This is a genomic window from Aeromonas sp. 30P, assembly GCF_051919805.1.
Lineage (GTDB): Bacteria > Pseudomonadota > Gammaproteobacteria > Enterobacterales > Aeromonadaceae > Aeromonas > Aeromonas veronii.
In genome coordinates this window covers 1483731-1508133 of sequence record NZ_JBQBEA010000001.1, presented here as the reverse complement: position 1 = coordinate 1508133, position 24403 = coordinate 1483731, and the positions used below count along the sequence as shown (strand labels likewise).

Here is a 24403-nt window from a genome sequence, read left to right as displayed (position 1 = left end):
GCTTAACCGACATAGTAGAAGAGCAAGCTGGCGATCAGCACCAATAGCAGGATGGCCAGATTGACATGCCGGGAGTCATCCTGACGGCGGCTGCGCTTGCGCTCCAGCAGCAACACCGCCAGCGTCAGGGTGCAACAGCTCCAGAGCCCGTAGACCAGCCAGGGGGTAAGGGCCGGGTCCCAATAATCGCGCACCTCGATCCCGCCATAGACCAGAAAACCGTAGGCAATTTCGGGCCGGGCATAGTGGTAAAGGGAGAGCAGCACGATAAAGCCGCCCCAGCAGAGCATCACCAGCCCCTGCAACACCCGTGTCAGCCAATCTGGCCCATGCCGCCGATCTTTCACCCACCTCTCCTGCGCCCGTGACACTCTTGTTGAGTGAACCATGCCGAAAACCCCACCAGAGTCCGACATTTTTGCTTGTTTATCAAACCCGCGCGGGTAAGATTGACGGCTTAGTCTGCCATGGTGGGCCATCTGTGCCCGGGCCAGACTCCCTAGTGTTGCAAATAGCGCTGCAAGAACAAGCTGGAGACAATATTTCGATGACGCACGCATCCGTAGTAGATGTGCTGGCCGGTAAGTATCCGGTCGGCACCACCCAAACTGTCAAAGGGTGGATCCGGACTCGCCGTGATTCCAAGGCGGGGATCTCATTTTTGGCCATTTCCGATGGCTCCTGTTTCCATCCGGTACAGGCAGTTGTCCCCAATACCCTGGCCAATTACGAGAATGAAGTGCTGCGTCTGACCACTGCCTGCTCCGTGGAAGTGACCGGCGTGGTTGCCGCCTCTCAGGGCAGCGGCCAGGCTTTCGAACTGCAGGCGACCGAGGTGAAGGTAGTCGGCTGGGTCGAAGATCCGGACACCTACCCGATGGCCGCCAAGCGCCACAGCATCGAATACCTGCGTGAACAGGCTCACCTGCGCCCGCGCACCAACATCGTTGGCGCCGTGACCCGCGTTCGTCACTGCCTGGCGCAAGCCATCCACCGCTTCTTCCACGAAGAGGGTTTCCTCTGGGTTGCGACCCCGCTCATCACCGCTTCTGACACCGAAGGTGCCGGCGAGATGTTCCGCGTCTCCACTCTGGACATGGAAAACCTGCCGCGCACCGACGCCGGCAAGGTGGACTACAACGAAGATTTCTTCGGCAAAGAGGCTTTCCTGACCGTATCCGGCCAGCTGAACGCCGAAACCTATGCCTGCGCCCTCTCCAAGGTCTACACCTTCGGCCCGACCTTCCGCGCTGAAAACTCCAACACCAGCCGCCACCTGGCCGAGTTCTGGATGGTTGAGCCGGAAGTGGCCTTCAACGATCTGGAAGATAACGCCGCACTGGCCGAAGCCATGCTGAAGTATGTCTTCAACGCCGTACTGACCGAGCGTCGCGACGATCTGGAGTTCTTCGCCCAGCACGTGGACAAGGATGCCATCGGCCGTCTGGAGCGTTTCGTCTCCTCCGACTTCGCCCAGATCGACTACACCGACGCCATCGAAGTGCTGCAAAACTGCGGCAAGAAGTTCGAGTTCCCGGTCTCCTGGGGTATCGATCTCTCCTCCGAGCACGAGCGCTATCTGGCCGAGGAGCACTTCAAGTCTCCGGTGGTGGTGAAGAACTACCCGAAAGATATCAAAGCCTTCTACATGCGCCTCAACGACGACGGCAAGACCGTTGCCGCGATGGACGTACTGGCACCGGGCATCGGCGAGATCATCGGTGGTTCCCAGCGTGAAGAGCGTCTGGACGTGCTGGATGCCCGCCTGGCCGAGATGGGCCTGAACAAGGAAGATTACTGGTGGTACCGCGACCTGCGTCGCTTCGGTACCGTGCCGCACTCCGGCTTCGGTCTGGGCTTCGAGCGTCTGGTTGTATACGTGACCGGCATGGGCAACGTCCGCGACGTGATCCCGTTCCCGCGTACTCCGCGTACCGCCGAGTTCTGATCAGCGGCATCTTGCCACTGCATTGCAAAAGCCGACCTGTGGGTCGGCTTTTTTATTGTCACCGTTATGGGTGATACTCAGGATCAACCGGCACAAGGAACTCGTCGCCTATGGGATATCGCCTGCTGCTCTCGCTACTGCTGTCCTGCATGCCTGTTCAACTGTGGGCCGAGCCTGTTCGTCTGACCACCCTGGAGTGGCCCCCCTACACCAGCCAGAGCCTGCCCGATGGCGGCCTTACCGGTCATATCGTCAAGCGCGCCTTTGCCGAGGCGGGACTGGAAGTGACATTCGATTTCTACCCCTGGCAGCGGGCAGTGCGGCTGGCGGCCGACCCGACCCAGCCTTATAGCGGCTATTTTCCCGAGTACCTCTCCGACACCCTGCCGACCCTGTGGCGCAACTCCCCCAGCGTGGGCGACAGCGTGCTGGGCATGGCGCAGCGCTCAGGCCCCCCCATCCCCTGGCAGCAGCTCACGGATCTCGCCCCCTACCGGATCGGCGTGGTGGAGGGATACGTCAACACCCGTGAATTCGATGCCCTGATGGCCAGCAAGCGCCTCAACACTGCCGCCGTCGATGCAGACCTGCTCAACCTGCGCAAATTACAACGTGACCGGCTCGATCTGGCGGTGATCGATCGGGATGTCTTTCACTGGCTCATCAACCATGATCGCAAGCTGAGCAGCGCCGGATTGCAATTTCACCCGAAGATCCTCGAACACAAGAGCCTGCACATCATGTTTCGTCCCGATCAGCAGGCGTTGCAGCAACGGGTGGCACAGGCCATTGCCAGACTCGATATTGCCAAGCTGAGCGAGGATTATCAGCGCCGCTATCTGCAGCAAGCACCTGCGGCCAAGTGAGCCAACCCGCCGAAGTCAGCCCTTGCTGGCAAAAGTAGCCTGAGCGCTGGCTTTTTCACCCTCTTCTGCCGCAATCGAGCCCTTTTTATGCCCCTCCCCTGCAGCCCTGCTGCCACTCTGTGCTGCCACCATGACCACCCGATGGCTTGGCCCCGAGTGATACCATTTGGTGACAAAAATAATGTTTTTGTTAGTACGTGGTTTTTAAGTGGTTTAATCAAAAATTCATCGAGTTATTGAAGTAACTCAATTTTTTCACTTTTTCAGGGGAGCAGAATAGCAACTAACCCTTTTGGGCTAAATAAAACAGACAATGACAATTCATGGTTCAGGCTACCCGCGGCAATATGGGTTGAATCACACGAGGTAACGGAATGATCTTGATGGAATTTTTAGTGGTACTCGGCTGCTTGCTGCTGGGTACCCGCTTTGGGGGCATGGGACTCGGTCTCATCAGTGGTATCGGTCTCTTCCTGCTGACCTTCGTCTTCGGCCTGGTGCCGGGCGAACCGCCTGTTCAGGTAATGCTGACCATTCTGGCGGTGATCGGCTGTGCCGCCACCCTGCAGACTGCCGGTGGCCTCAACCTGATGATGCAAGTGGCCGAGCGTCTGCTGCGCCGCCACCCGCAATACATCACTATCCTGGCGCCGCTCACCACCTGGACCCTCACCTTCCTGTGCGGTACCGGCCACGTGGTCTACACCATGTTCCCCATCATCGCTGACATCGCGCTGCAGAAGAACATCCGTCCCGAGCGCCCGATGGCCGTAGCCTCCGTTGCCTCCCAGATGGCCATCTGCGCCTCCCCGGTCTCCGTTGCCGTGGTCTCCATGGTCTCCATTCTGGCGGCCGGTCACGGTATCGGTCAGGCTTATGGCCTGCTCGACATCCTGATGATCGCCATCCCCTCCTCCCTGACCGGTGTCATCGTGGCGGCCCTGTGGAGCCTGCGTCGCGGCAAGGATCTGGACAAGGATGAAGAGTTTCAGGCCAAGATCAAAGACCCAGAGCAACGCGCCTTCATCTACGGTGGTGGCGAGACCCTGCTCAACACCAAGTTCCCGAAAGAAGCCTACTGGTCTACCTGGATCTTCTTCGCCGCCATCGCTGCCGTGGTATTGCTCGGCGCCAACGAAGGTCTGCGTCCGGTGTTCACCATCAAGGACAAGACCGGCCCGCTCTCCATGAACCTGGTGATCCAGATGATGATGCTGATCGCCGGTGCCATCATCCTGATGCGCTGCAAGGTCAAGCCGGGCGAGATCGCCAACGGCGCCGTCTTCAAGGCGGGCATGGTCGCCATCTTCTCCGTATTCGGGGTGGCATGGATGAGTGAGACCTTCTTCCAGGCTCACATGCCGCTGCTCAAAGAGACCCTGGCCCATGTGGTACAGGCCCAGCCCTGGACCTACGCTCTGGTGCTGTTCCTCATCTCCAAGCTGGTAAACAGCCAGGCCGCCGCCCTCACCGCCATCGCCCCCATGGGTCTGGCGCTGGGTGTCGAGCCGAAGCTGCTGATCGCCTTCCTGCCAGCCAGCTACGGCTACTTCGTGCTGCCGACCTACCCGAGCGATCTGGCCTGTATCGGTTTCGACCGCTCCGGCACCACCCGCATCGGCAAGTTCATCATCAACCACAGCTTCATCATTCCGGGGCTGATCGGGGTGGTGACCTCCTGCTCGCTGGGCTTTATCCTCACCAGCATCCTGCTCTAATCGCAGCGGCGTTTACCACGCTATTGCAATACAGGCCCCCGCTTCGGGGGCCTGCTTTTTTCCCCGCTCAGTTACCTCAACCACTTCCCCGCCGCCATTTCCGGACACTATGCCTTTACCTCTGCCCCCGCCGCTGGGTAGCATGCCCCCTCGTTCACCACCGGAATCTCATCCATGTCTCGCGTCATCCTGCTCTGGAGCGGTGGCAAAGATGCCATGCTGGCCCTCTGTCATGCTCGCCAAGCGGGCCATCAGGTGATGGCACTGGCCACCTTTGCGCCGCCAGAGCCCCGATTTCTCGCTCATCCCTTGCCGCTGGTGCGCCGTCAGGCGGAAGCCCTCGGGCTGCCCCATCTGCTGGTCACCATAGAAGCGCCGTTCGATCTCGGTTATGAGCGGGCACTGGCGCGGCTCAAGGATGAGTGGCAACTCGATGGCGTAGTCACCGGCGATATCGACAGCGTGGGCGGTGCGCCTAACTGGATCCGCGAACGCTGCCAGCCGCTGGGTCTCACCGTCTATACCCCGCTCTGGCAGCAATCTCGCCAAGCCTTGCTGGCGAATATGCTGGCACGCGGCATCGTCGCCCACCTCTCCTGCGTCGATACCCGGGTGCTGGCCCCCGAGTGGACTGGGCGCATCCTCGATGCCGCCACCCTCGCCGAGTTGCAGCAACTGGCCGAGCGCGAGGGCTTCGATGCCTGCGGCGAGCAAGGGGAGTACCACACCATGGTGACCGACGGCCCGGGCTTTGCCGCCCCGCTGCGCCTCGATGGCTGGCAGGTGGCGCGGCAGGATCATCTGGCTTATCTGGCTGAGCCACAGGGGTAACGGCCTCAGGCCATCTGGCCCGCTCACTCAGCGCGCGAAAAATCGAGATAAAAAAACGGGAGGCAACAGCCTCCCGTTTGAATTTGAGCGGACCAGTTTTGAGCGGGCCATGACGCCCGAACAAGGAATAAACAGGCTTATTTCGCCAGCTTGCCCAGCACCCGCTGCAGCAGGCGGATGCGCGGTTCGATGCTCTCCAGCAGCAGGAACTCCGCCTCCGAGTGGAAACCGCCCCCCATGGGGCCGAAGCCATCGAGGGACGGCACACCCGCAGCGGCGGTGAAGTTTGCATCCGAGCCGCCACCGGCCTCCAGCCAGTTGAAGGGGATCCCCTCCTCGTTGGCTGCCGCCTCCACCAGCGCCATCAGCGCCTCGGTGTCGCCGCTCGGGCGCATCGCTGGCTTGAAGGTCTGGCGATCCACCTCGACCCGACAACCCGCGAGGAAGGGGTTGTTGGCCATAAAGGTGAGCCGGTCGTGTACCGCAGCGGCCTCTTCGTTGCTCCAGAAGCGCAAATCCACGCTCGCCTCGGCAAAGTCCGGCACCACGTTGACGCCGGTGCCGCCCTGTACCACGCCGACGTTCATGGTGGTGCCCGTGGTCATGTTGACCTGCTCGTTGATGGCCAGCACCCAATGCGCCAGCTCGGTGATGGCAGAGATCCCTTCGGTCAGGGCCGAACCGGCGTGGGACGCCTTGCCGTGGAAGGTGATGCGGTACTTGGCATTGCCCTTGCGGGCGCTGATGAGATCCCCGTTGGGACGAGCCGCCTCGGCCACCAGCACGCAGCCGCTCTGTTTGGCCTTCTCCACCAGCCAATCTTTCGACCAAGGGGAGCCAATCTCTTCGTCGCAGTTGTAGCAGACCAGCACCTTGAGCTTGGCAAGCAATGCCGGATCCATCTCTTTGAGGGCATACCAGATAGAGAGCAAGCCGCTCTTCATGTCCGACACACCGGGGCCAAAGGCTTGATTGCCTTCGATTTTCAGCGGGCGCTTGGCCGCCGTCCCCTCGGGGAAGACGGTATCCATGTGGCCGCACAGCATCACGTCGTAGTGATCGGCACCCGGCGCATTGGTGATCTCGAGGCAGGGGCCGCACTCGGCAGCGAACTGGTGGCGGGTCACCTGCCAGCCGATGGCCTCATATTTCTCGGTCATGATGTCGGCCACTTTCGCCACCCCGGCCGGGGTGCGAGTACCGCAATCGAGGTTGATGAGCGGGGCCAGATCGGCCAGATAGCTATCGAGGGAAAACGGGCTCTTTACAACTGTCATTATCTTCTCCATGCAACAATCAGCGTTGATGGCCGATCGTCTATTGCAACAATGCGACACAGTGAGAAAAAGGCGGGCAGCCATGCCACCCGCCCGACCGGTAAATTCCAAACACCACTACATAACCCACATCACTACATGAACAGCAGATAATTGAGGGTCAGCGCCGTCACCAGCGCCCCCGCCATCGGCACGCTGGTGCGCTTGACCACGGTAAAGGGCGATACCTTGGCAATCCCCGCACAGGCGATCAGTACCGCTGCGATGGGAGAGACGGTGCGGCCGATACTGGAAGCGAGCTGCATCGGCAGTAGCATGGTCACCGCAGGTACGCCAAACTTGGCCGCCACCGCCGGTGCCAGGGTCGAGAAGCTGAGGAACGCCGCATTGCCGGAGCCCATGATGACCGCCGCTACCATGATCAGCGCCACCATCACTAGCGTCATCAGACCGCTGCCGATACCGGCATTGCTGGCAGAGTGCAGCAGGGTATCGATGGCGCCGATGGCCTTGAGGGATTCGGCAAACAGCTCGGCACAGACGATGAGCGCCACCACGGGGCCAAACACCTTGCCCATGCCGTCGAGGAAGCTCGACAGCCCGGCAAACGCGGTACGCACCGAGCGGCTACGCAGCAGCTCGCACAGCATGCCGATAAAGACCGACAGCAGCATGGCCACCTCCACGCTCATCTTGATGTCGCTCACCAGCAGCTTGGAGAAGGTCATCATCAGCACGAAGGGGATGATCGGCAACAGGGCATACCAGGTGGGCGCCTGCACGCTCTCGGTGCCCTGCTCGTCCAGCTCGGCGTGATCGCCGCGATGCAGCGCAGGATCCCAGCCATCCTTGCGATCGCAGTGACGCTGCCAGAAGAAGTGCAGCACCATGGTCACCAGCAGCATGGGGGCCACCAGCCAGATCTGGTAGTCGACAAAATAGCTGGTCGGATCCATGCCGGATTGACCGGCGGAGAAGATGGCGTTGGTCTGGGTCGGGCCAATTTCAAACGCCTGTGAGGTGGCGATGACGCCACAGGCGGAGGCCGGGCTGATACCGAGGTTGCGCATCACCGGATACATGGTGACCATCAACAGCAGGCCAAGGCCGGTAGCGGAGGTGACGAACAGGGAGACGAATACCGCCACCAGATAGCAGATGGAGAGCATCAGGTAGCTGGACTGGATGCCCGCCACCGGCTTGACCGCCACTCGCACCAGCGCTTGGGAGGCCCCGATATGGGACATGTAAGTGGCAAAACCCGCCACCGCCATGATGGTGAGGCCGAGGCCCGCCGCGCGGTAGGAGAAGATCCCCTTGAACACTTCGAACAGGTCGAACAGGGCGAAGCCGGTGCTCTTGTCAGCGGGAAGAATGGGGTGCAGCCCCAACCAGTAGGCCACCGCAAAAATGGCCATGCCCGCCAGCGCCAGCACCGCCTGCGGGTTGTAATCCTTGATGATGCCGTAGACCACGGCGACCAGAACGAGCAAGACGAATAAAAGTTCCAATATTCACTCCTGATAAATTTATCGAAGAGCGAAATCTAGTGATCTGACCACTGTTTGCCTTTGATCCCTATCAATAAAGGTGCCGTCATCGTGATTCATTAGCATAATATGTCGGCCATGTAACAATTATTCGTTATTTCAACTACCGGAAAACCTTTATCACCCCATATCCGGGAATTGTGTGACGCGACTCCCCTCTTTTTTGCGTTGGATCAACATATGACGGCGCCGAACTGGCGAAGATGCGCTTCGACACATAGCGACCATTTCGCGCCGGAGAGAGTTATGACAAGCCAAGCCACCGCAGGTGCTTCGACCTGCGACTACAAGCTGTGGGACATCCTCGTCGAGTCTGCAAAGGAACGCACTACCATTCGTTACTCCAAACTGGCCAAGCAGGCCGGGCTGGAGCAGTGCCAGGATGAACTGCGCACCCTGCTGCAACGCATCCGCATGTACTGCACCGAAAACAACCTGCCGATCCTCTCCGCCATCGTGGTGGACGACGTGGGCAAATACACTGGCCTCTCTTCCAGCCTGCCTGATGCCCCCTGGGAACGGGCCCGGGTCTTTGACCATGAGTGGACCACCCTGCACTGATTGAGGTGCTTGATAATGCCGACCAAAACGCGCCCGCTGGCGCGTTTTGGCTATCTGGCGTTTGCCCTTTCTCTTCTCCTGCAATAGCGGCTTTTCTCCGCAATCACCGCCCCATCGGGCATACCCACCGCACCGCTTCTGATCTTGATCTCAAAAGCGCCGCTCAGGTGTGACCAGTTCCGGTAAAACCCGCGAGCCGGACCATCGGCGTTGCCATGGGATTGCCACAATGCCAGAATCGGGCCCTTGCACTCTGTTGATTCGGATTTTCGGGACGCGGCCCACGGCCAGCGCCCACAAGAGAAGGACTCCCCATGGCCATCACCCTCTATGGCATCAAGAACTGCGACACCATCAAGAAAGCCCGCAAGTGGCTGGATGAGGCCGGTATCGACTACCGCTTTCACGACCACCGCGCCGACGGCCTGAACCCGGACGATCTGGACAGCTGGCTGGCAAAACTCGGCTGGGAAGCCCTGCTCAACAGCCGCGGCACCACCTTCCGCGCCCTGCCGGATGAGGCCAAACAGGGGCTCGACACCACCAAGGCGCGCGCCCTGCTGCTGGAACATCCGGCCATGATCAAGCGCCCGCTGCTCGACCGTGACGGCGAACTGACTCTGGGTTTCAAGGCTGATCACTATCAATCCCTCTTTTCCCGTTAAGGACAACTAAGGACAACTGATGTCGGATGTCATCGCACTGGCCAAGGATCTGATCCGCCGCCCCTCCGTTACCCCCCTCGATGAAGGGTGCCAGACCCTGATGGCGCGGAGCGCCTCGCCAAGCTCGGGTTTGTCATCGAGCCTATGGTGTTTGAGGACACCACCAACCTCTGGGCCCGTCGTGGCAGCGAGGGGCCGCTGTTCTGCTTCGCCGGCCACACCGACGTGGTGCCCGCCGGGCCGCTGGACAAATGGCACACTCCGCCGTTCGAGCCGACCATCAAGGATGGCGTACTCTATGGGCGCGGCGCCGCCGACATGAAGGGCTCGCTGGCTTCCATGGTGGTGGCGGTCGAGCGCTTCGTGGCCGAGCATCCGGATCACACCGGGTCCATCGCTTTTCTCATCACCTCCGATGAGGAGGGGCCCTTTATCAATGGCACCACCCGGGTGATCGACACCCTGGAGGCCCGCAACGAGAAGATCCGCTGGTGCATCGTCGGCGAGCCCTCCTCTACCGCCGTGGTGGGGGATGTGGTGAAAAATGGCCGCCGCGGCTCCATCACCGGCGATCTGCTGGTGCGCGGAGTGCAGGGCCATGTCGCCTACCCCCATCTGGCGGACAACCCCATTCACAAAGCCGCGCCAGCGCTGGCGGAACTCGCCGCCACCGTGTGGGATGAGGGTAACGCCTACTTCCCCCCCACCAGCTTCCAGATCGCCAACATCTCGGCCGGTACCGGCGCCTCCAACGTCATTCCGGGCGAGCTGCAGGTCCAGTTCAACTTCCGCTTCAGCACCGAACTGACCGACCTGGATATCCGCGAGCGGGTCGAAGCGCTGCTGGATAAACATGGCCTCGATTATCAGCTGAGCTGGACCCTCTCCGGCCAGCCGTTCCTCACCGACACCGGCGCGCTGCTCGATGCGGCTGTGGCGGCCATCGAGGCGGTGAACGGTCAGCGACCGGCCCTGCTCACCACCGGCGGCACCTCCGACGGGCGCTTTATCGCCCCCACTGGCGCCGAGGTGATTGAGCTTGGCCCCGTCAACGCCACTATTCACAAGGTGAACGAGTGCGTGAAGGCGGACGATCTGGATCTGCTGGCGGACATGTATCAAGGGGTGCTCGAGAGATTGCTGGCATGACGCAGGAACAACTACTGGGGCTCGACGAGAGCCACCTAATTCTGGTGGGGCGCGGCCCCCATCGTCTGACTGCCGCCACCGCGGCGGCCTTCAACGACATGCAGGTGGCGGCCGCCTATGAGGGGTTCAACCTGCAGGCGGCCTCCAGCTGGCGCAGCTTCGAGCGCCAGCTCGCCATCTGGAATGGCAAGTGGCGCGGCGAACGGCCACTGCTCGATGCCAACAGCCAGCCCATCGATGCCCTACAACTGGGTGAGACAGAGCGGCTGCACGCCATTTTGCGCTGGAGCGCTCTGCCCGGCACCAGCCGTCACCACTGGGGGACCGATCTCGATATCTACGACCCGGACTGTTTGCCTGCCGATACCAAACTGGCACTGGAGCCGTGGGAGTATGAAGCCGGGGGCTGGTTTGCGGATCTCAGCGAGTGGCTCAGCGACCATATGAGCGACTTCGGCTTCTTCCTCCCTTATGCCAAACCTGTCGGGGCCGCGATCGGGGTAGCCTACGAGCCCTGGCATATCAGCTTCTCGCTGGAGTCCGACGAGCAGCGACTCGATCCCGAGGCACTGGCGCTTTGCCTGCAACAGGTGGATATTGAAGGCAAGTCGACCATATTGGCCAACCTTGATGAAATTTTGGCCCGTTATGTCACCACCTGTCCTGACGAAAGGAAAATCCCATGAATCTCTGGCTGTGGATAGGGTTGCCGCTGCTGTTCCTGCTCGGGCTGTTTCTCAATGCCATCAAAGACATGAAACGGCTGGAGAAGCAGTTGCCCAACTACAAGGACAAGATCCGCGAAGTGAAGGATGACGAGGACGACTGAATCCCGCCCCCATCCCGTGGGGAGCGCCCTTGTGCTCCCCTCTCCCTCTGCTGTGCCGTTTCGCTTTTCCCCGCCCTTTCCTCCCTGCGCATCCTGAAATCGACGCGCCTTTGACTCCGCTTTCGTTAACCCCGTCACTGTCAGAATATGGCGCGGCCATGCTGAAAAAAGGGATGAAAAATGTAAGAAAGTGCAAATTGATGCACAAATAAGCCACACAAGGGGGGCCTAACTGCATATAATGTGCCTACTTTGCACATTACCAGGAAGGAGTTCGCCCTTGGATGCCGCTACCATCAACAGTTTCTTTTTTGTCGCTGCCCTGTTGGTGGGAGCCAGCGTACTGTTGAGCGCCCTCTCTTCCCGCCTCGGTATTCCCATTCTGGTTATCTTCCTCGCCGTCGGCATGCTGGCCGGTGAGGATGGCCCCGGTGGCATCCACTTCGCTGACTACTCCATCGCCTATCTGGTGGGCAACCTGGCGCTTGCCATCATATTGCTCGACGGCGGCATGCGCACCCGGGTCTCCTCGTTCCGGGTGGCACTCTGGCCTGCCTTGTCGCTGGCGACGGTCGGGGTGGCTATCACCACCGGCCTGACGGGGCTCGCCGCCGCCTGGCTGTTTGACCTCAACCTGATGCAGGGGATGCTGATCGGTGCCATCGTCGGCTCCACCGATGCGGCGGCGGTCTTCTCCCTGCTCGGCGGGCGCAGTCTCAACGAGCGGGTGAGCGCCACTCTGGAGATAGAGTCAGGCAGCAACGACCCCATGGCGGTGTTTCTCACCGTCACCCTGATCGAGTTGCTCGCCACCGCCCAGCAAGGGCTGGATGGGGGCTTCCTGCTGCTGCAACTGGTCAAGCAGTTTGGCCTTGGCGCCGGGATTGGCCTTGGCGGCGGCTGGCTGCTGTGGCGCCTCATCAACACCGCCCGCCTGGCGCCGGGGCTCTATCCGCTGCTCACCGTCAGCGGCGGCCTGCTGATCTTCGCCCTCACCACGGCGGTCGGTGGCAGCGGCATTCTCGCCATCTATCTGACCGGTCTGTTGCTCGGCAACCTCGCCCTGCGCAGTCGCAGCACCACCCTATCGGTGCTGGACGGTCTGACCTGGCTCAGCCAAATCGGCATGTTTCTGGTGCTGGGGCTGCTCGCCTCCCCCCACAAGCTGCTGCCCATCGCCCTGCCCGCGCTGGCGCTGGCGATGTGGATGATCCTGTTTGCCCGCCCGGTGTCGGTCTGGATCGGGCTGCTGCCGTTCAAGAACTTCGCCCCCCGCGAGCGCTGGTTTATCTCCTGGGTTGGCCTGCGCGGCGCCGTGCCCATCATTCTGGCGGTGTTCCCCATGATGGCGGGGCTGCCCAACGCTCAGCTCTACTTCAACGTCGCCTTCTTTGTGGTGCTGGTCTCGCTGATTTTGCAGGGCAGCTCGCTACCGCTGGCCTCAAAACTGGCGCGGGTGGAGGTACCGGCACCGCCGTCGCCCATCAACCGCTCCGGGCTCGAAATCGATCTCGACAGCCAGTGGGAGACCTTCGTCTACCAGCTGGGGGAGGAGAAGTGGTGCATCGGCTCGCCGCTGCGGGATCTGCAGATGCCTACCGGCACCCGGATCTGCGCCCTGTTTCGTGGCCGCGAGCTGCTCCACCCCTCGGGCAGTACCTGTCTGCAGGCCGATGACATCCTCTGCGTCATCGGTCACGAACGCGACCTCCCCGCCCTCGGTCAGCTGTTCAGTCAGGCGCCGGAACAGGATCTCGGCCCCCGCTTCTTCGGTGACTTCCTGCTGGAAGCGGCGGCACGACTGGTGGATCTCGCCCCTCTTTACGGGCTGGATGTGAGCGAGGTGGCGGATCAGACACTGGGCGATTTTATTGCAAGCCAGTTGGGCGATAATCTGGTGGTCGGTGACAACATCGAATGGCAGGGCCTGATCTGGACCGTGGCCGAAATGGACGAGAGCGTGCCGGGCAAGATCGGGGTGCGCTTTCAGGAAGAGGACCCGGTCTGACTGACCGTCCCGTATCAAGTCCCCAGCAAGAAGGGAGAGTGTTATGCCATATCAAAGTTTGCTGTCCGGCCCCCTGCCCCCCGCTTCCAATCTGGGGGTCATTGAAGGCTTTTTTGGCAAGGGATGGAGCTGGCAGGCCCGCGCCCGCTACGCCCAGTGGCTGCCACGCCACGGCTACGGCTTCTATATCTACGCTCCGAAAGAGGATGGCTATCTGCGCAAGCACTGGGCCCTCCCCTGGCCCGAGCAGCAGCTGGCCGATCTCGCCGAGCTGGCGCGCCAGTGCCGCGCCAACGGGCTCGCCTTCGGGGTGGGCTTGAGCCCCATGGGGGCGCATCACGACTACGATCGCAAACGCTCGGCGCTGCTTGAGAAAGTGCTCCTCATCGACGAGATGCTCCAGCCTGACATTCTGGCGGTGCTGTTTGACGACATGAAGGGGGATACCCCGGATCTGGCTCGTCACCAGCTCACCATCGCCCACGACATCGCGGCCCACAGCAAGGCAAGCCGCCTTATCTTCTGCCCCAGCTACTACTCGACCGATCCGGTACTGGAGAAGGTGTTTGGCGCTATGCCTCCCCGCTATCTGGAGGAGCTTGGCGAACAGCTCGACCGCCGTTTCGAGATCTTCTGGACCGGCCCCAAGGTCTGCTCGACCGAGTATCCGGCGGTACACCTCAAACAGGTGACCGAACTGCTCGGCCGCAAGCCCTTCCTGTGGGACAACTACCCGGTTAACGATGGCAGCAAGGCGAGCAGCTACCTGCATCTGCGCGCCTTCGAGAATCGCCCTGCCGAGCTGGCAGAGCTGGTCTCTGGCCACGCGGTCAACCCGATGAAACAGGCAGCACTCTCCGCCCTGCCCCTCGCTACCCTGCCGATGAGTTACCGGCTCGGCAAGCAGTACGACCCCGACAAGGCGCTGCATGCCGCCCTCAACGCCACCTGCGGCCCGCAGATTTCGGCGATGATCGAGGCCGACCTGCCGCTGTTTCAGGATCTGGGGCTGGCACAGCTCACCCCCGAGCAGATTGCCGCCCTCAAGGCGCGCTATCTGCCGTTTCGTGACCAATCCTGCGTCGACGAAATCGTGCGCTGGCTGGACGGGGAGTATGTGTTCGATCCCGACTGCCTGACCGATTAAACCGCCCCTGCGGGGGGCAGAAAGGAGGTTGTATGGATGCACACCTGCTTTACCAGAATCTGGCGGTGATCGCCGCCTTCTTGCTGGTCTACAGTCTGATCGCGGGGCGCTTCGAGTCAAAGCTGGTCAACGGCCCTCTGCTATTTCTGCTGACCGGCTGGCTACTGGGACCCGGTGGGCTGGAGCTGCTCTCCCTCTCTATCGACAGCGCTGGCATCAAGCTGCTGGCCGAACTGACGCTGGTTATCGTGCTGTTCAACGATGCCGCCAACACCAACTGGCAGGTATTGCTGGCCAACCGCCAGCTCCCCATCCGGCTGCTACTGATTGGCCTGCCCCTCACCCTGCTTTGTGGCGCCCTGTTTGGCCACTGGATCTTCCCCGACCTGCCACTGCTGGAGATGGCGATCCTCTCCACCATTCTTGCCCCCACCGATGCGGCGCTCGGCAAGGCGGTGGTAAGCAACCCCGCGGTGCCGGCACCGGTGCGTGAAGGGCTCAATCAGGAGAGCGGCCTCAACGACGGCATCTGCGTGCCTGTGCTGCTTCTACTGCTGGCCCTTATCGCCCCCACAGAGCAGCACGCAGGCACCGCCACGCTGGCTATCACCCTGATGCTGGAGGAGATCGGCATTGGCCTGCTGATCGCCTTTGTGCTGACCAGCCTCACCATCCGGCTGCTGAAGATCTCCTATCTCAATGGCTGGCAACTGCCACTCTGGCGTCAGCTCACCATGCCGGGGCTGGCCCTGCTCTGCTTTGCGCTGGCCCAGACGCTGGGTGGCAGCGGCTTTATCGCCGCCTTTGTCGGTGGCCTCTTTATCGGCCACCGCCTCGGCGAGCACAAGCACGCCTATATGGACAGCTGCGAAGGCTACGGCGACCTGCTCTCCGTGGTGATCTGGATGGTGTTTGGCGCGACCCTGATGCCCATTCTGCCGGAGCTGCTGCACTGGCAATACTGGCTCTATGCCATTGCCAGCCTCACCCTGCTGCGGATGGTGCCGGTTTGGCTCAGCCTCATCGGTACCGGCCTCAAGCCGGAGCTCAAGCTCTTTATCGGCTGGTTCGGCCCGCGGGGCCTTGCCAGTATCGTCTTTGCGGTGATGGTGCTGCAAAACGAACCAGCCCTGATTGGCCAGCGCCCCATCATCGCCACCGTGCTCTGCACCATCATATTGAGCGTCATCCTGCACGGCCTCACCGCCAACCCCTGGGTCGAGCGTTTCAAGCCTCGCTGAGCCACCCTGCGCCCATAAAAAATGCCACCGATCGGTGGCATTTTTCTTTTCTGCCGAGGGTCACTGACGGCGCTCACCCGAGCGCCAGCCAGACTCCCACCCCCAGCATCAGAGTACCGGCGATGCGGTTCATCAGGGTGACATTGCCGCTCTTGGCGAGGAAGTGGCGCAGAGTACGGCCACCGCTGGCATAGAGCAGCAGGCAGGAGAACTCGATAACCAAAATCAGCGCCACCAGCGCGCTGATCTGCGGCGCCATCGGCTTGTCGGCAGAGATAAAGGGGGGCAGCAGGGAGATCATGAAGGCCCACCCTTTGGGGTTGGCGATGGCGGTGACAAAGCCCTGCAGCGCCAGCCCCATGGCGCTGGTCTGTTGACCGGCCGAGAGATCCGCCGGAATGGCCATCTTCCCCTTGGCCTGCCACATCTGGATGCCAAGCCACACCAGATAGGCGCCCCCCACATATTTGAAGGCGGCGAAGATCCCCGGATAGTTGAGCATGATGGCGGCCACCCCGATCACCGACAGCACCGAGACCAGCCCGACCCCGATCAGCTCTCCCCACATCATGTGCAGGGTACGGCGCACCCCCAGGCTCATCCCCAGCGTCATCGACAGAGTCATGCACATGCCGGGGGTCACCGAGACAAAGAAAAAGGTCGGGATAAACAGAGCCAGAATGGCCGGATCGATCCAGCTGGACACAACACACCTCCATATGACGAGAGCGGGAAATCACGAAAACGGGACAGGATTGACACAACCCAGCCAGTTGTACCACATATTCAGGGGATAAAGCGCTCAATCATGCCTAAATGGCTCCTTTCTCACAAGAAAAACCTTTTCTTCAGCACATTTCAGCAATAAAAGCCTGTGACAGCTCCTGACGTGCATGTGTAAGATGTCGGCTCCTCCAATTCCGGATTAGAGCCATTTATGTCATTGAATAATCTATCAATACGTGTCCAGGTCTTGATACCTTTGCTGCTGGCCAGCCTGCTGATGATGGTGATGATCGCCATCAGCAAACAGGGTCTGGATGAAGCCATCAATGACATAGATGAGACGACCCAGAGCGTGGTCCAGCACAAGGACGATATTGCCAAACTGATCCACGCCACCTACCGGCTACGCACCAGCGCCATCTATGGCCTCTACGATGCCAAGCTGTTTGCCGCTCTGCCCGCAAACCTCAACAGCGCCGAGCAAGAGATCAACGCCATCCTCGGCCGTCTGGTGCTCCCCGGTGCCGAGCAGGATAACCGTCAGGTCGCTGCCGCCCTGCAGGCCTACCTCAGCCATACCCGCAGCAACATGCTGCCGCTGCTGGCGCAAAAACATCAGGGTGGCGGCGATCCGGTCGCCTACGAGGCGGCCCGCCTCCATTTCCGCGAGCTGGGTGAACAGCTGATCAAGCAGATCGACAGCATGTCCGCCCACATCAACCAGCTGATCCAGCAAGAGCTGGCCGAAGAGCAGGCCCACTACGACGCCACCCTGCTGCGTACCCTGCTGCTCACCGCCGGTACCCTGCTGGCGGCGCTGATCTGTGGCTGGGTCCTCTCCGGGCGCATCGTCAGCCCCATCAGTCAGCTACAAGAGGTGATGCACGCCGTGGCGCAGGGGCGCTTCAACGTACGCGCCAAAGCGGAGGGCAACAACGAGCTGACCCGTCTGGCCAAAGATATCAATCTCACTCTGGGGCAACTTGGTAGCGCCATCGAGAGCCTGACCGGGATCAGCAACAGCGTCGCCTCCGCCGCCACCGAGCTGGCCGCCGTGATGACCCAGTCCGAGGCCAATGCAAAGCAGCAGCACAGCGAGATCGAACAGGTCGCCTCCGCCGTGACCGAACTCTCCAGCACCGCTGACAACGTCAACCACAACGCCGCCATCGCCGATGAGCTGGCGCGGGATGCCAATGGCCGGGTCGAACAGGGGCTCGCCCTCTTTACCGAAAGCATTGCCGCCAACAGCCGGATGGCGAGCAGTCTGGAAGATGCCGCCGCCATCGTGGCCCAGCTCAAATCCCAGTCCGAGCAGATCGGCAAGGTAATTGAAGTAATCCAGGGGATCTCCGAGCAGACCAACCTGCTGGCGCTCAATGCCGCCATTGAAGCGGCCCGTGCCGGTGAAACGGGTCGTGGTTTTGCGGTGGTGGCCGACGAAGTGAGAATGCTGGCAGCCCGTACCCAGGACTCCACCAAGGAGATCCAGGCCATCATCGAGCGGCTGCAGAGCCAGTCCCAATCCGCCAACAACGGCGTGCAGGAGACTCTGGAGATCCTCAGCCATAACCAGCGCTTGTCCGCTCAGGTGCAGGATCTGCTGAGCGGCATTACCGGTGCCGTGCGCCAGATCAACGACGCCAACGCCCAGGTCGCCACCGCCGCCGAGGAGCAGTCCTGCGTCACTGCCGACATCAACCGCAACATCACCAATATTCACGAGATCGTGAGCCAGAGCTCCGCCGGCATCAGCCAGAGCGCCAGTGCCAGCAACGAGCTCTCCCAGCTCGCCGAGCAGCAACGCAAACAGCTGGCCCAATTCCAGCTGTAAGCGCACAAAGTGAACCAGACAAAAAGGCCCGCAAGGGCCTTTCTTGTTGATGGAGCAATGGCTTTGTCTCTGTTTTAAACGCCATTTTTTGGCCGTTGGTGCCATAAGGGGCTGGGCTGCCCTGTCAAATATCGGTATGGTAGAGGCACGTTACTCCCCCTCACGTGAGCACACCATGAGCCTGAGATTCAAGAAACCCGCTTTTATCGCCCTGGGGCTCATCGCCCTCATTTCCGCCGCCTGGCTCGACTACTACCTGCCGGAGCACACCATCGCCACCATCACCGGGGTCGAGGTGAAGCGCACCGACAAGGATGGCCCCATCAGCCAGAAAAACCCGGCTGACGGCCCCACCACCGATGTCTATTACATCTACACCGAGCGCCCCGGCGAGAAGATCCGGGTGTTTCGCAATGAAGATACCGAGTGGGGCTGGCCCTTCTACTTCAAATTCAACGCCGCCGACGTCCAGGCCAAGGCCAAGTCCATGGAGTTCGAGAAACGCCTGGCCATCATTACCTCCTACGGCTGGCGCGTGAACATGTTCTCCATGTTCCCCAACGTCACCAAGATTGAGAGCACTGAGCCTGACGCCTCCACCTGGAGCTTCTTCCGCTGGTTCTGGTTCGGCCTCTGGGCACTGGTGATGGGCAAGGCAGCCATCGCAACCTGGCGCTACTTCGATCGTCTTGAGGACGAGATATGAGTGAGCCGAGCAAGACCCGCACCAGCTTCTACCGGCGACTCTACGTGGCCTGGCTGATCAGTCAGGGCACGGATACGGTACCTGCCATCATGGAGGCGACCGGCATGCCGCGCCGCACCGCGCAGGATACCCTGACGGCACTGGCCGAACTCGATATCAGCTGCGCCTTCGAGCAGACCGAGGGGGCTCGCCATCTGCAGGGGCACTACCGCATCAGCGACTGGGGCCCCATCAACCCGGCGTGGATCAAGGCTCAACTGCCGCTTATCAAAGAGACGTTGAGCTATCCCTGAAATTATGTCGAGTCAGGTCTGCGACTGGGGAACCTATTGCAATCCGGCATGGATCAAGGCTCAACTGCCGCTTATCAAGGAGACGCTGAGCTATCCCTGATCAGGGCGCTAAGCAACAATAAAAAAGAGGGGCCAGCCGACAAGGCTGGCCCCTCTTTTTTCAGGCCGATGGCGTGACAGGTGGCCCTACTCGGGCATGGCCGAATCCTCAAGCTCCCCGTCAGACTCGCCGCGGGTGCAGTCGATGATGGAGCGCTTGGGGTTGTTGGGATCGCGCAGCAGCAGGGGCGCCAACCCCTCGTCATGCTTCTGCTCGTCGCCAAACTCGCTGCCGTAGGCGTTGTGGGTCAACCGGCGGGCATTGGCGATGGGAGTATCGACAAACAGGGCGTGCACTTCGAAGCTGGAGGCCGGCACGATAAAACCGACCACCGGCAAGCCGTGTAGCTCCTCGTGCACCTTGTACCAGGCAAAGCCGTCGCTCACCTTGTAGGGGGTGTAGTTGGCCAGTTGTAGATTGGCGGCCCTGCCCGTCTCATCCACATAGAGATCGGTAAATTCACAGGTCGCCAGCCCCTGCCACATCCGCTCAAATGGCGTCGCACAGCCTGTCAGTTGCAACCCGGCCAGCAGCGCCAACCCTGTCTTCCACATTCCCCGCCCCTTCTTGCAAAAATGAACCGGCGCTCAGCCAAAGGCCCGCAGCCGCTCGACCAGCAGATCAATAAAGCCTGCCCGATCCAGCCCCAGCAACACCAGCGCATTGGCTGGCTTGCCGGTCAGACCATAACGATCCACCACCGTCATCCCCACGGTATGCTCCCCGCTGGTCTCGATATCGACTCGGCACTCGACCCCGTGGAACAGCTCGGGAGCCAGCAACCAGGCAATGGTACAGGGGTCGTGGAGCGGTGCACCAGCAAATCCCCACTTGGGATCCCGATGGTAGATCATGAAAAAGTCGAGCAGCCCGGCCACGCACTGGGCCACCGGATTGGTGATGGCGCGTACCCGCTCGATATCCTCGTCCATCACCTGCGCCTCGTGGGTCACATCGAGGCCGCACATGGTGATGGGGATACCCGACTTGAAGACCATATCGGCCGCTTCCGGGTCCACATAAATATTGAATTCCGCCGCAGGCGTCCAGTTGCCCGCCCCTGCGGCGCCCCCCATCAGCACGATGCGAGCGATCCTGGGTTTGAGCTCGGGATGAGCCGCCAGCAGCAGGGCGATATTGGTGAGCGGGCCGGTCGGCACCAGAGTCACGGGCTGCGGGCTCTCTCGCAGACATCTGGCCATCAGCTCGATCCCCGTCATCGCTTGCGGGGCAAAGGCGGGATCCGGCAGTTTCGGGCCATCGAGACCCGATTCGCCATGGACGTTATCGGCGATGATCAGCTCGCGGGCCAGCGGTTTCGGCGCCCCGGCCGCCACAGGAATATCGTCCCGTCCCAGCAAGGTGAGGATGCGCAGGGCATTGTTGAGGGTCTTGTCCGGCGTCTGGTTGCCCGCGCTGGTGGTAACCGCCAGCACCTTCAGTTCAGGGCTGGCCAGCGCCAGAATCAGGGCGATGGCGTCGTCGTGGCCGGGATCACAATCGAGAATAACGGGCAGTGCCATGGGATGAGTCCTTACAACATAACAGGGAGCCATACCTTAACAAGCAAGCCTCGGATGAACTCGGGAAGGGGTCACAAAACGGGGCCTTGTTGCTGACCTGGGCGGTTTGCACTGTACACCGCCTCGCTCAACACGGCTCATTATCAAAAGATTGCATGGCGTCATCCCGTTCATTTTCCGAGGCAGCGCACCGCCCATTCGCCCGGCCGCGCCGGTTCGGGTATGATCGTCCCCCGTTTCCAGCCTGTGCCGCCTATGTCCGTTATCGTCGACACCTTTATCGCCCCGCCCTGCAAGGCCGCCATCGAGATCCTGTTCGAGGATGAACACCTGCTGCTCATCAACAAGCCGAGCGGCCTGCTGAGTCTGTCAGGCAAGAACCCGCAGAATCTCGACTCGGTGCACTATCGCTTGGTGCAGGATTTCCCCGGCTGCACTCTGGTGCATCGCCTCGATTTTGGCACCTCAGGCATCATGGTGGTTGCCAGAAACAAGGCCATCAATGCCCTGCTCTGCCAGCAGTTCAGCCAGCGGGCGGTGAGCAAAGCCTACAGCGCCCTGCTCTGCGGTCATCTGATTGACGACGAAGGGGTTATCGACGCCCCCATCGCCAAGGATCCGGCCCTCTTTCCGCTGATGAAGATCTGCGCCGCCAGCGGCAAACCCGCCCGCTCCCACTATCAGGTGATTGAGCAGCTGGCGCAGCAGATGCAGGGGCAGACCGTGCCTTTGACCCGGGTAAGACTGGTGCCGGAAACCGGCCGCACCCATCAGCTGCGCATCCACAGCCAGCTGCTGGGCCACCCCATCCTCGGTTGCGATCTCTATGGTGGCCTGCTGCTACCCGGCTGCGAACAGGCCCCCCGGCTGATGCTGCATGCCAGCGAGCTGGATTTTGTCCATCCGGTGAGCGGCAAGCCGATGCAGATCCGCTGTGCCGCGCCTTTTTAGGAGCAATCAGTAGAGGCCGTCAGTAGATGGCAATAGACGCGAGTGCGGCGGGAATAGAGAAAGGCGTGACGCGAGAAGAAAAGGGACAAACGGCGGATAAAGATAGGGGCCGCGCTTTCGCAACGGCCCCCACCCCCCACTCTTTGTGGTGCTATCAGATCAGCTTGCGGGCAGCGCCCAGTACGATCTTGATGGCATCAGATTCGGTCTTCGCCATGGTCTCGGCGTTCGGGATCTCTTGCTGGGTACGGTTGACGATAACGCCAGCCACCATACCGGCACGCAGGCCCTGGCTGGAGCACATGGTCAGCAGGGTTGCGGACTCCATCTCATAGTTCAGCACGCCCATGGCTTGCCACTCTTTCATGGAACCCTGGAAACGGCTCACTACGCGGCCGGATACGGTGTCGTAACGCTCCTGACCCGGGTAGAAGGTGTCAGAGGAGGCAGTCACACCGATGTGCAGCTTGGAGCCCATCTCTTTGGCGGTGTTCACCAGCGCAGTGGTGCAGTCGAAGTCGGCAACAGCCGGGAACTCCATCGGAGCAAAGTGCAGGCTGGCACCGTCGAGGCGCACGGAACCGGTGGTCACGATCACGTCACCCACGTTCAGGTGCGGCTGGATGGCGCCAGTGGTACCGATACGCAGGAAGGTGCGGATACCCAGCTGGGCCAGCTCTTCTACCGCGATGGAGGTGGACGGGCCACCGATACCGGTAGAGCAGATGATCACGGCCTTGCCGTCCATCTCGCCACGCCAGGTAGTGAATTCACGATGGCTGGCCAGGTGCACCGGGTTATCCAACAGCTCTGCGATACGCTTCACGCGCTCGGGGTCACCGGGGACGATCGCCAGGGTGGCGCCTTGCAGATCCGCTTTCTTCAAACCCAAGTGAAATACATCAGACATAGTGGACTCCTGGTTGCCCCCTGCCAGCATGGTCAGGGCACAAGTTAAGATGATTCTTTATGATACTTTCAAGCCTTTACCCCCCTCTTCGGGGAGGCGCCAACTATGGTCGAAAGCGCTTTCCAATTCCTTGAAGCGCCTCACACTTCCACGCATTGACAGTGACAAACATTGCGCAAAACGTTTGCTAACTCAATGAAATAATTGACAAACGTTTTTCTGCTAATCGAGTCAGATGCGGGAAAGTCAAGCCTGGTTCAGCGCTTAATTAACGACTCGTGATCGACCCCGTAAAGTTGTAAATAAGATGCTTTTGTATCCCTTTCTAGATGGTAGCCTAACTCTCAACTACCACTTAATGGCTAACTATAGGAAGTCCATCATGGCTACATTCAAATTCTATATTCCCGCAATCAACCTGATGGGTGCCGGCTGTCTGCAAGAGGCAGCCGCCGATATCAAGGGTTACGGCTATCGCAAGGCGTTGATCGTCACCGACAAAATTCTCAACCAGATCGGCGTGGTCGCCAAGCTCACCACCCTGCTGGCTGAACATGGTATTGAAAGCGCTGTTTTCGATGAGACCAAACCCAACCCCACTACCAGCAACGTCGAAGCGGGTCTGGCCATGATCAAGGCCAACGGCTGCGATTGTGTCATCTCGCTGGGTGGCGGCTCGCCCCACGACTGCGCCAAGGGCATCGCGCTGGTCGCCGCCAACGGTGGCAGCATCAAGGATTACGAAGGGGTGGATCGCTCCGCCAAGCCGCAGTTGCCGCTTATCGCCATCAACACCACCGCCGGTACCGCCTCCGAGATGACCCGCTTCTGCATCATCACCGACGAAGCGCGCCACGTGAAAATGGCCATCATCGACAAGCACGTTACCCCGCTGATGTCGGTCAACGACCCCGAGCTGATGCTGGCCAAGCCAGCGGGTCTCACCGCCGCCACCGGTATGGATGCCCTGACCCACGCCATCGAGGCCTATGTCTCCACCATCGCCACCCCGGTGACCGATGCCAGCGCCGTGATGGCCATCGAGCTGATTGCCAAGCACCTGCGCACCGCCGTTCACCACGGCGATGATCTGCATGCCCGCGAGCAGATGGCCTATGCCCAGTTCCTGGCCGGTATGGCCTTCAACAACGCAAGCCTGGGTTATGTGCACGCCATGGCCCACCAGCTGGGCGGCTTCTACGACCTGCCCCACGGTGTCTGCAACGCCGTGCTGCTGCCCCACGTTCAGGCATTCAACGCCCAGGTGAGCGCAGCTCGTCTGAAGGATGTGGCCTGCTACATGGGTGTTGACGTGAGCGCCATGAGCGACGAGCAGGGCGCTGCCGCTGCCATTGCCGCCATCAAGCAGCTGGCGCTGGATGTGAAGATCCCGGCCGGTCTGGAGCAGCTCGGCGTCAAGGCCGATGACTTCGATACCCTGGCCAGCAACGCCCTGAAAGATGCCTGCGGCTTCACCAACCCGAAACAGGCGAGCCACGAAGAGATCGTAGCCATCTTCCGCGCGGCGATGTAAAGGCCACCGGATTGCCAGAAAGGGTCGCAGTGCGGC

The 24403-nt window shown here is 60.9% G+C and carries 23 protein-coding genes and 1 pseudogene; 17 read left to right on the top strand and 7 right to left on the bottom strand.

Translation table 11 applies throughout. The features are described from left to right. Positions 1–2 precede the first annotated feature (2 nt). Positions 3–347 carry a hypothetical protein gene (locus ACTG2B_RS07125; protein ID WP_236322697.1) on the bottom strand — a complete coding sequence of 115 codons (345 nt, stop codon included), beginning with the start codon at positions 345–347 and terminating at the stop codon, positions 3–5. A gap of 200 nt (positions 348–547) precedes the next feature. On the opposite strand from ACTG2B_RS07125, the gene asnS reads away from it, so the two are divergent. The 4 genes from asnS to ACTG2B_RS07105 all read left to right on the top strand — a co-directional run bounded on the left by asnS (position 548) and on the right by ACTG2B_RS07105 (position 5363). Further along, positions 548–1948, top strand: a complete 1401-nt coding sequence (gene asnS, locus ACTG2B_RS07120; RefSeq protein WP_005337914.1) for an asparagine--tRNA ligase — start codon at positions 548–550, stop codon at positions 1946–1948. 110 nt (positions 1949–2058) lie between these two features. Next, positions 2059–2814, top strand: a complete 756-nt coding sequence (locus ACTG2B_RS07115; protein ID WP_040066067.1) for a substrate-binding periplasmic protein — start codon at positions 2059–2061, stop codon at positions 2812–2814. A 374-nt stretch (positions 2815–3188) separates the two neighbouring features. Continuing rightward, positions 3189–4532 carry an anaerobic C4-dicarboxylate transporter gene (locus tag ACTG2B_RS07110; protein WP_005337916.1) on the top strand — a complete coding sequence of 448 codons (1344 nt, stop codon included), beginning with the start codon at positions 3189–3191 and terminating at the stop codon, positions 4530–4532. Positions 4533–4706: 174 nt separating this feature from the next. Next, complete coding sequence (locus ACTG2B_RS07105; protein WP_439995435.1) at positions 4707–5363, top strand: hypothetical protein; 657 nt, start codon at positions 4707–4709, stop codon at positions 5361–5363. A 137-nt stretch (positions 5364–5500) separates the two neighbouring features. Here ACTG2B_RS07105 and ACTG2B_RS07100 read toward each other — a convergent pair whose 3' ends face one another. Together ACTG2B_RS07100 and dcuC are read right to left on the bottom strand one after the other, a co-directional pair. After that, entirely contained in the window at positions 5501–6640 is a 1140-nt protein-coding gene (locus tag ACTG2B_RS07100; protein WP_439995434.1) for a M20 family metallopeptidase, read from the bottom strand. A 134-nt stretch (positions 6641–6774) separates the two neighbouring features. Next, positions 6775–8151 carry a C4-dicarboxylate transporter DcuC gene (gene dcuC / locus ACTG2B_RS07095; protein ID WP_005350454.1) on the bottom strand — a complete coding sequence of 459 codons (1377 nt, stop codon included), beginning with the start codon at positions 8149–8151 and terminating at the stop codon, positions 6775–6777. 285 nt (positions 8152–8436) lie between these two features. Here dcuC and ACTG2B_RS07090 point away from each other — a divergent pair, with 285 nt between their 5' ends. The 8 genes and pseudogenes from ACTG2B_RS07090 to ACTG2B_RS07055 all read left to right on the top strand — a co-directional run bounded on the left by ACTG2B_RS07090 (position 8437) and on the right by ACTG2B_RS07055 (position 15790). Continuing rightward, positions 8437–8751, top strand: coding sequence for a hypothetical protein (locus tag ACTG2B_RS07090; RefSeq protein WP_005337929.1), 315 nt, complete (start codon positions 8437–8439; stop codon positions 8749–8751). A gap of 314 nt (positions 8752–9065) precedes the next feature. Beyond that, complete coding sequence (locus ACTG2B_RS07085; RefSeq protein WP_005350451.1) at positions 9066–9416, top strand: ArsC family reductase; 351 nt, start codon at positions 9066–9068, stop codon at positions 9414–9416. A gap of 19 nt (positions 9417–9435) precedes the next feature. Beyond that, a pseudogene (gene dapE, locus ACTG2B_RS07080) lies at positions 9436–10565 on the top strand (succinyl-diaminopimelate desuccinylase). After that, positions 10562–11251: a M15 family metallopeptidase gene (locus ACTG2B_RS07075; RefSeq protein ID WP_439995433.1), complete on the top strand. Its 690-nt coding sequence runs from the start codon at positions 10562–10564 to the stop codon at positions 11249–11251. The pseudogene dapE and the gene ACTG2B_RS07075 overlap by 4 nt, the downstream one beginning before the upstream one ends. Further along, a complete protein-coding gene (locus tag ACTG2B_RS07070; protein WP_005337933.1) occupies positions 11248–11394 on the top strand; it encodes a hypothetical protein in 147 nt (48 codons plus the stop codon). The genes ACTG2B_RS07075 and ACTG2B_RS07070 overlap by 4 nt, the downstream gene beginning before the upstream one ends. A 280-nt stretch (positions 11395–11674) precedes the next feature. Then, the gene (locus tag ACTG2B_RS07065) at positions 11675–13402 is read left to right on the top strand and encodes a potassium/proton antiporter (protein WP_439995432.1); all 1728 of its coding nucleotides are present in this window, start codon (positions 11675–11677) and stop codon (positions 13400–13402) included. 43 nt (positions 13403–13445) lie between these two features. Beyond that, complete coding sequence (locus tag ACTG2B_RS07060; RefSeq protein WP_368176692.1) at positions 13446–14549, top strand: beta-N-acetylglucosaminidase domain-containing protein; 1104 nt, start codon at positions 13446–13448, stop codon at positions 14547–14549. Between the two features lie 32 nt (positions 14550–14581). Further along, complete coding sequence (locus ACTG2B_RS07055) at positions 14582–15790, top strand: cation:proton antiporter (RefSeq protein ID WP_439995431.1); 1209 nt, start codon at positions 14582–14584, stop codon at positions 15788–15790. 73 nt (positions 15791–15863) lie between these two features. Here ACTG2B_RS07055 and ACTG2B_RS07050 read toward each other — a convergent pair whose 3' ends face one another. Further along, the gene (locus ACTG2B_RS07050; RefSeq protein WP_005344345.1) at positions 15864–16496 is read right to left on the bottom strand and encodes a LysE family translocator; all 633 of its coding nucleotides are present in this window, start codon (positions 16494–16496) and stop codon (positions 15864–15866) included. Between the two features lie 231 nt (positions 16497–16727). On the opposite strand from ACTG2B_RS07050, the gene ACTG2B_RS07045 reads away from it, so the two are divergent. The 3 genes from ACTG2B_RS07045 to ACTG2B_RS07035 all read left to right on the top strand — a co-directional run bounded on the left by ACTG2B_RS07045 (position 16728) and on the right by ACTG2B_RS07035 (position 19349). Beyond that, positions 16728–18350: a methyl-accepting chemotaxis protein gene (locus ACTG2B_RS07045; protein ID WP_439995430.1), complete on the top strand. Its 1623-nt coding sequence runs from the start codon at positions 16728–16730 to the stop codon at positions 18348–18350. Between the two features lie 175 nt (positions 18351–18525). After that, a complete protein-coding gene (locus ACTG2B_RS07040) occupies positions 18526–19056 on the top strand; it encodes a DUF1523 family protein (RefSeq protein ID WP_005337948.1) in 531 nt (176 codons plus the stop codon). Continuing rightward, positions 19053–19349 carry a winged helix-turn-helix domain-containing protein gene (locus tag ACTG2B_RS07035; protein WP_005337957.1) on the top strand — a complete coding sequence of 99 codons (297 nt, stop codon included), beginning with the start codon at positions 19053–19055 and terminating at the stop codon, positions 19347–19349. Before ACTG2B_RS07040 ends, ACTG2B_RS07035 begins: the two co-directional genes overlap by 4 nt. A gap of 186 nt (positions 19350–19535) precedes the next feature. On the opposite strand, the gene ACTG2B_RS07030 is transcribed toward ACTG2B_RS07035, so the two are convergent. Beyond that, entirely contained in the window at positions 19536–20003 is a 468-nt protein-coding gene (locus ACTG2B_RS07030) for a hypothetical protein (protein WP_439995429.1), read from the bottom strand. Between the two features lie 33 nt (positions 20004–20036). Beyond that, a complete protein-coding gene (rihA, locus tag ACTG2B_RS07025; protein WP_439995428.1) occupies positions 20037–20972 on the bottom strand; it encodes a pyrimidine-specific ribonucleoside hydrolase RihA in 936 nt (311 codons plus the stop codon). Between the two features lie 222 nt (positions 20973–21194). Between rihA and ACTG2B_RS07020 the strand changes: the two genes are divergently transcribed. Beyond that, positions 21195–21923: an RluA family pseudouridine synthase gene (locus ACTG2B_RS07020; protein ID WP_439995427.1), complete on the top strand. Its 729-nt coding sequence runs from the start codon at positions 21195–21197 to the stop codon at positions 21921–21923. Positions 21924–22077: 154 nt separating this feature from the next. Here the strand turns inward: ACTG2B_RS07020 and udp are convergent, their stop codons facing one another. After that, entirely contained in the window at positions 22078–22833 is a 756-nt protein-coding gene (udp, locus tag ACTG2B_RS07015) for a uridine phosphorylase (RefSeq protein ID WP_005337975.1), read from the bottom strand. A 382-nt stretch (positions 22834–23215) separates the two neighbouring features. Between udp and yiaY the strand changes: the two genes are divergently transcribed. Further along, complete coding sequence (yiaY, locus tag ACTG2B_RS07010) at positions 23216–24367, top strand: L-threonine dehydrogenase (protein WP_439995426.1); 1152 nt, start codon at positions 23216–23218, stop codon at positions 24365–24367. The last annotated feature ends 36 nt before the right edge of the window (positions 24368–24403 follow it).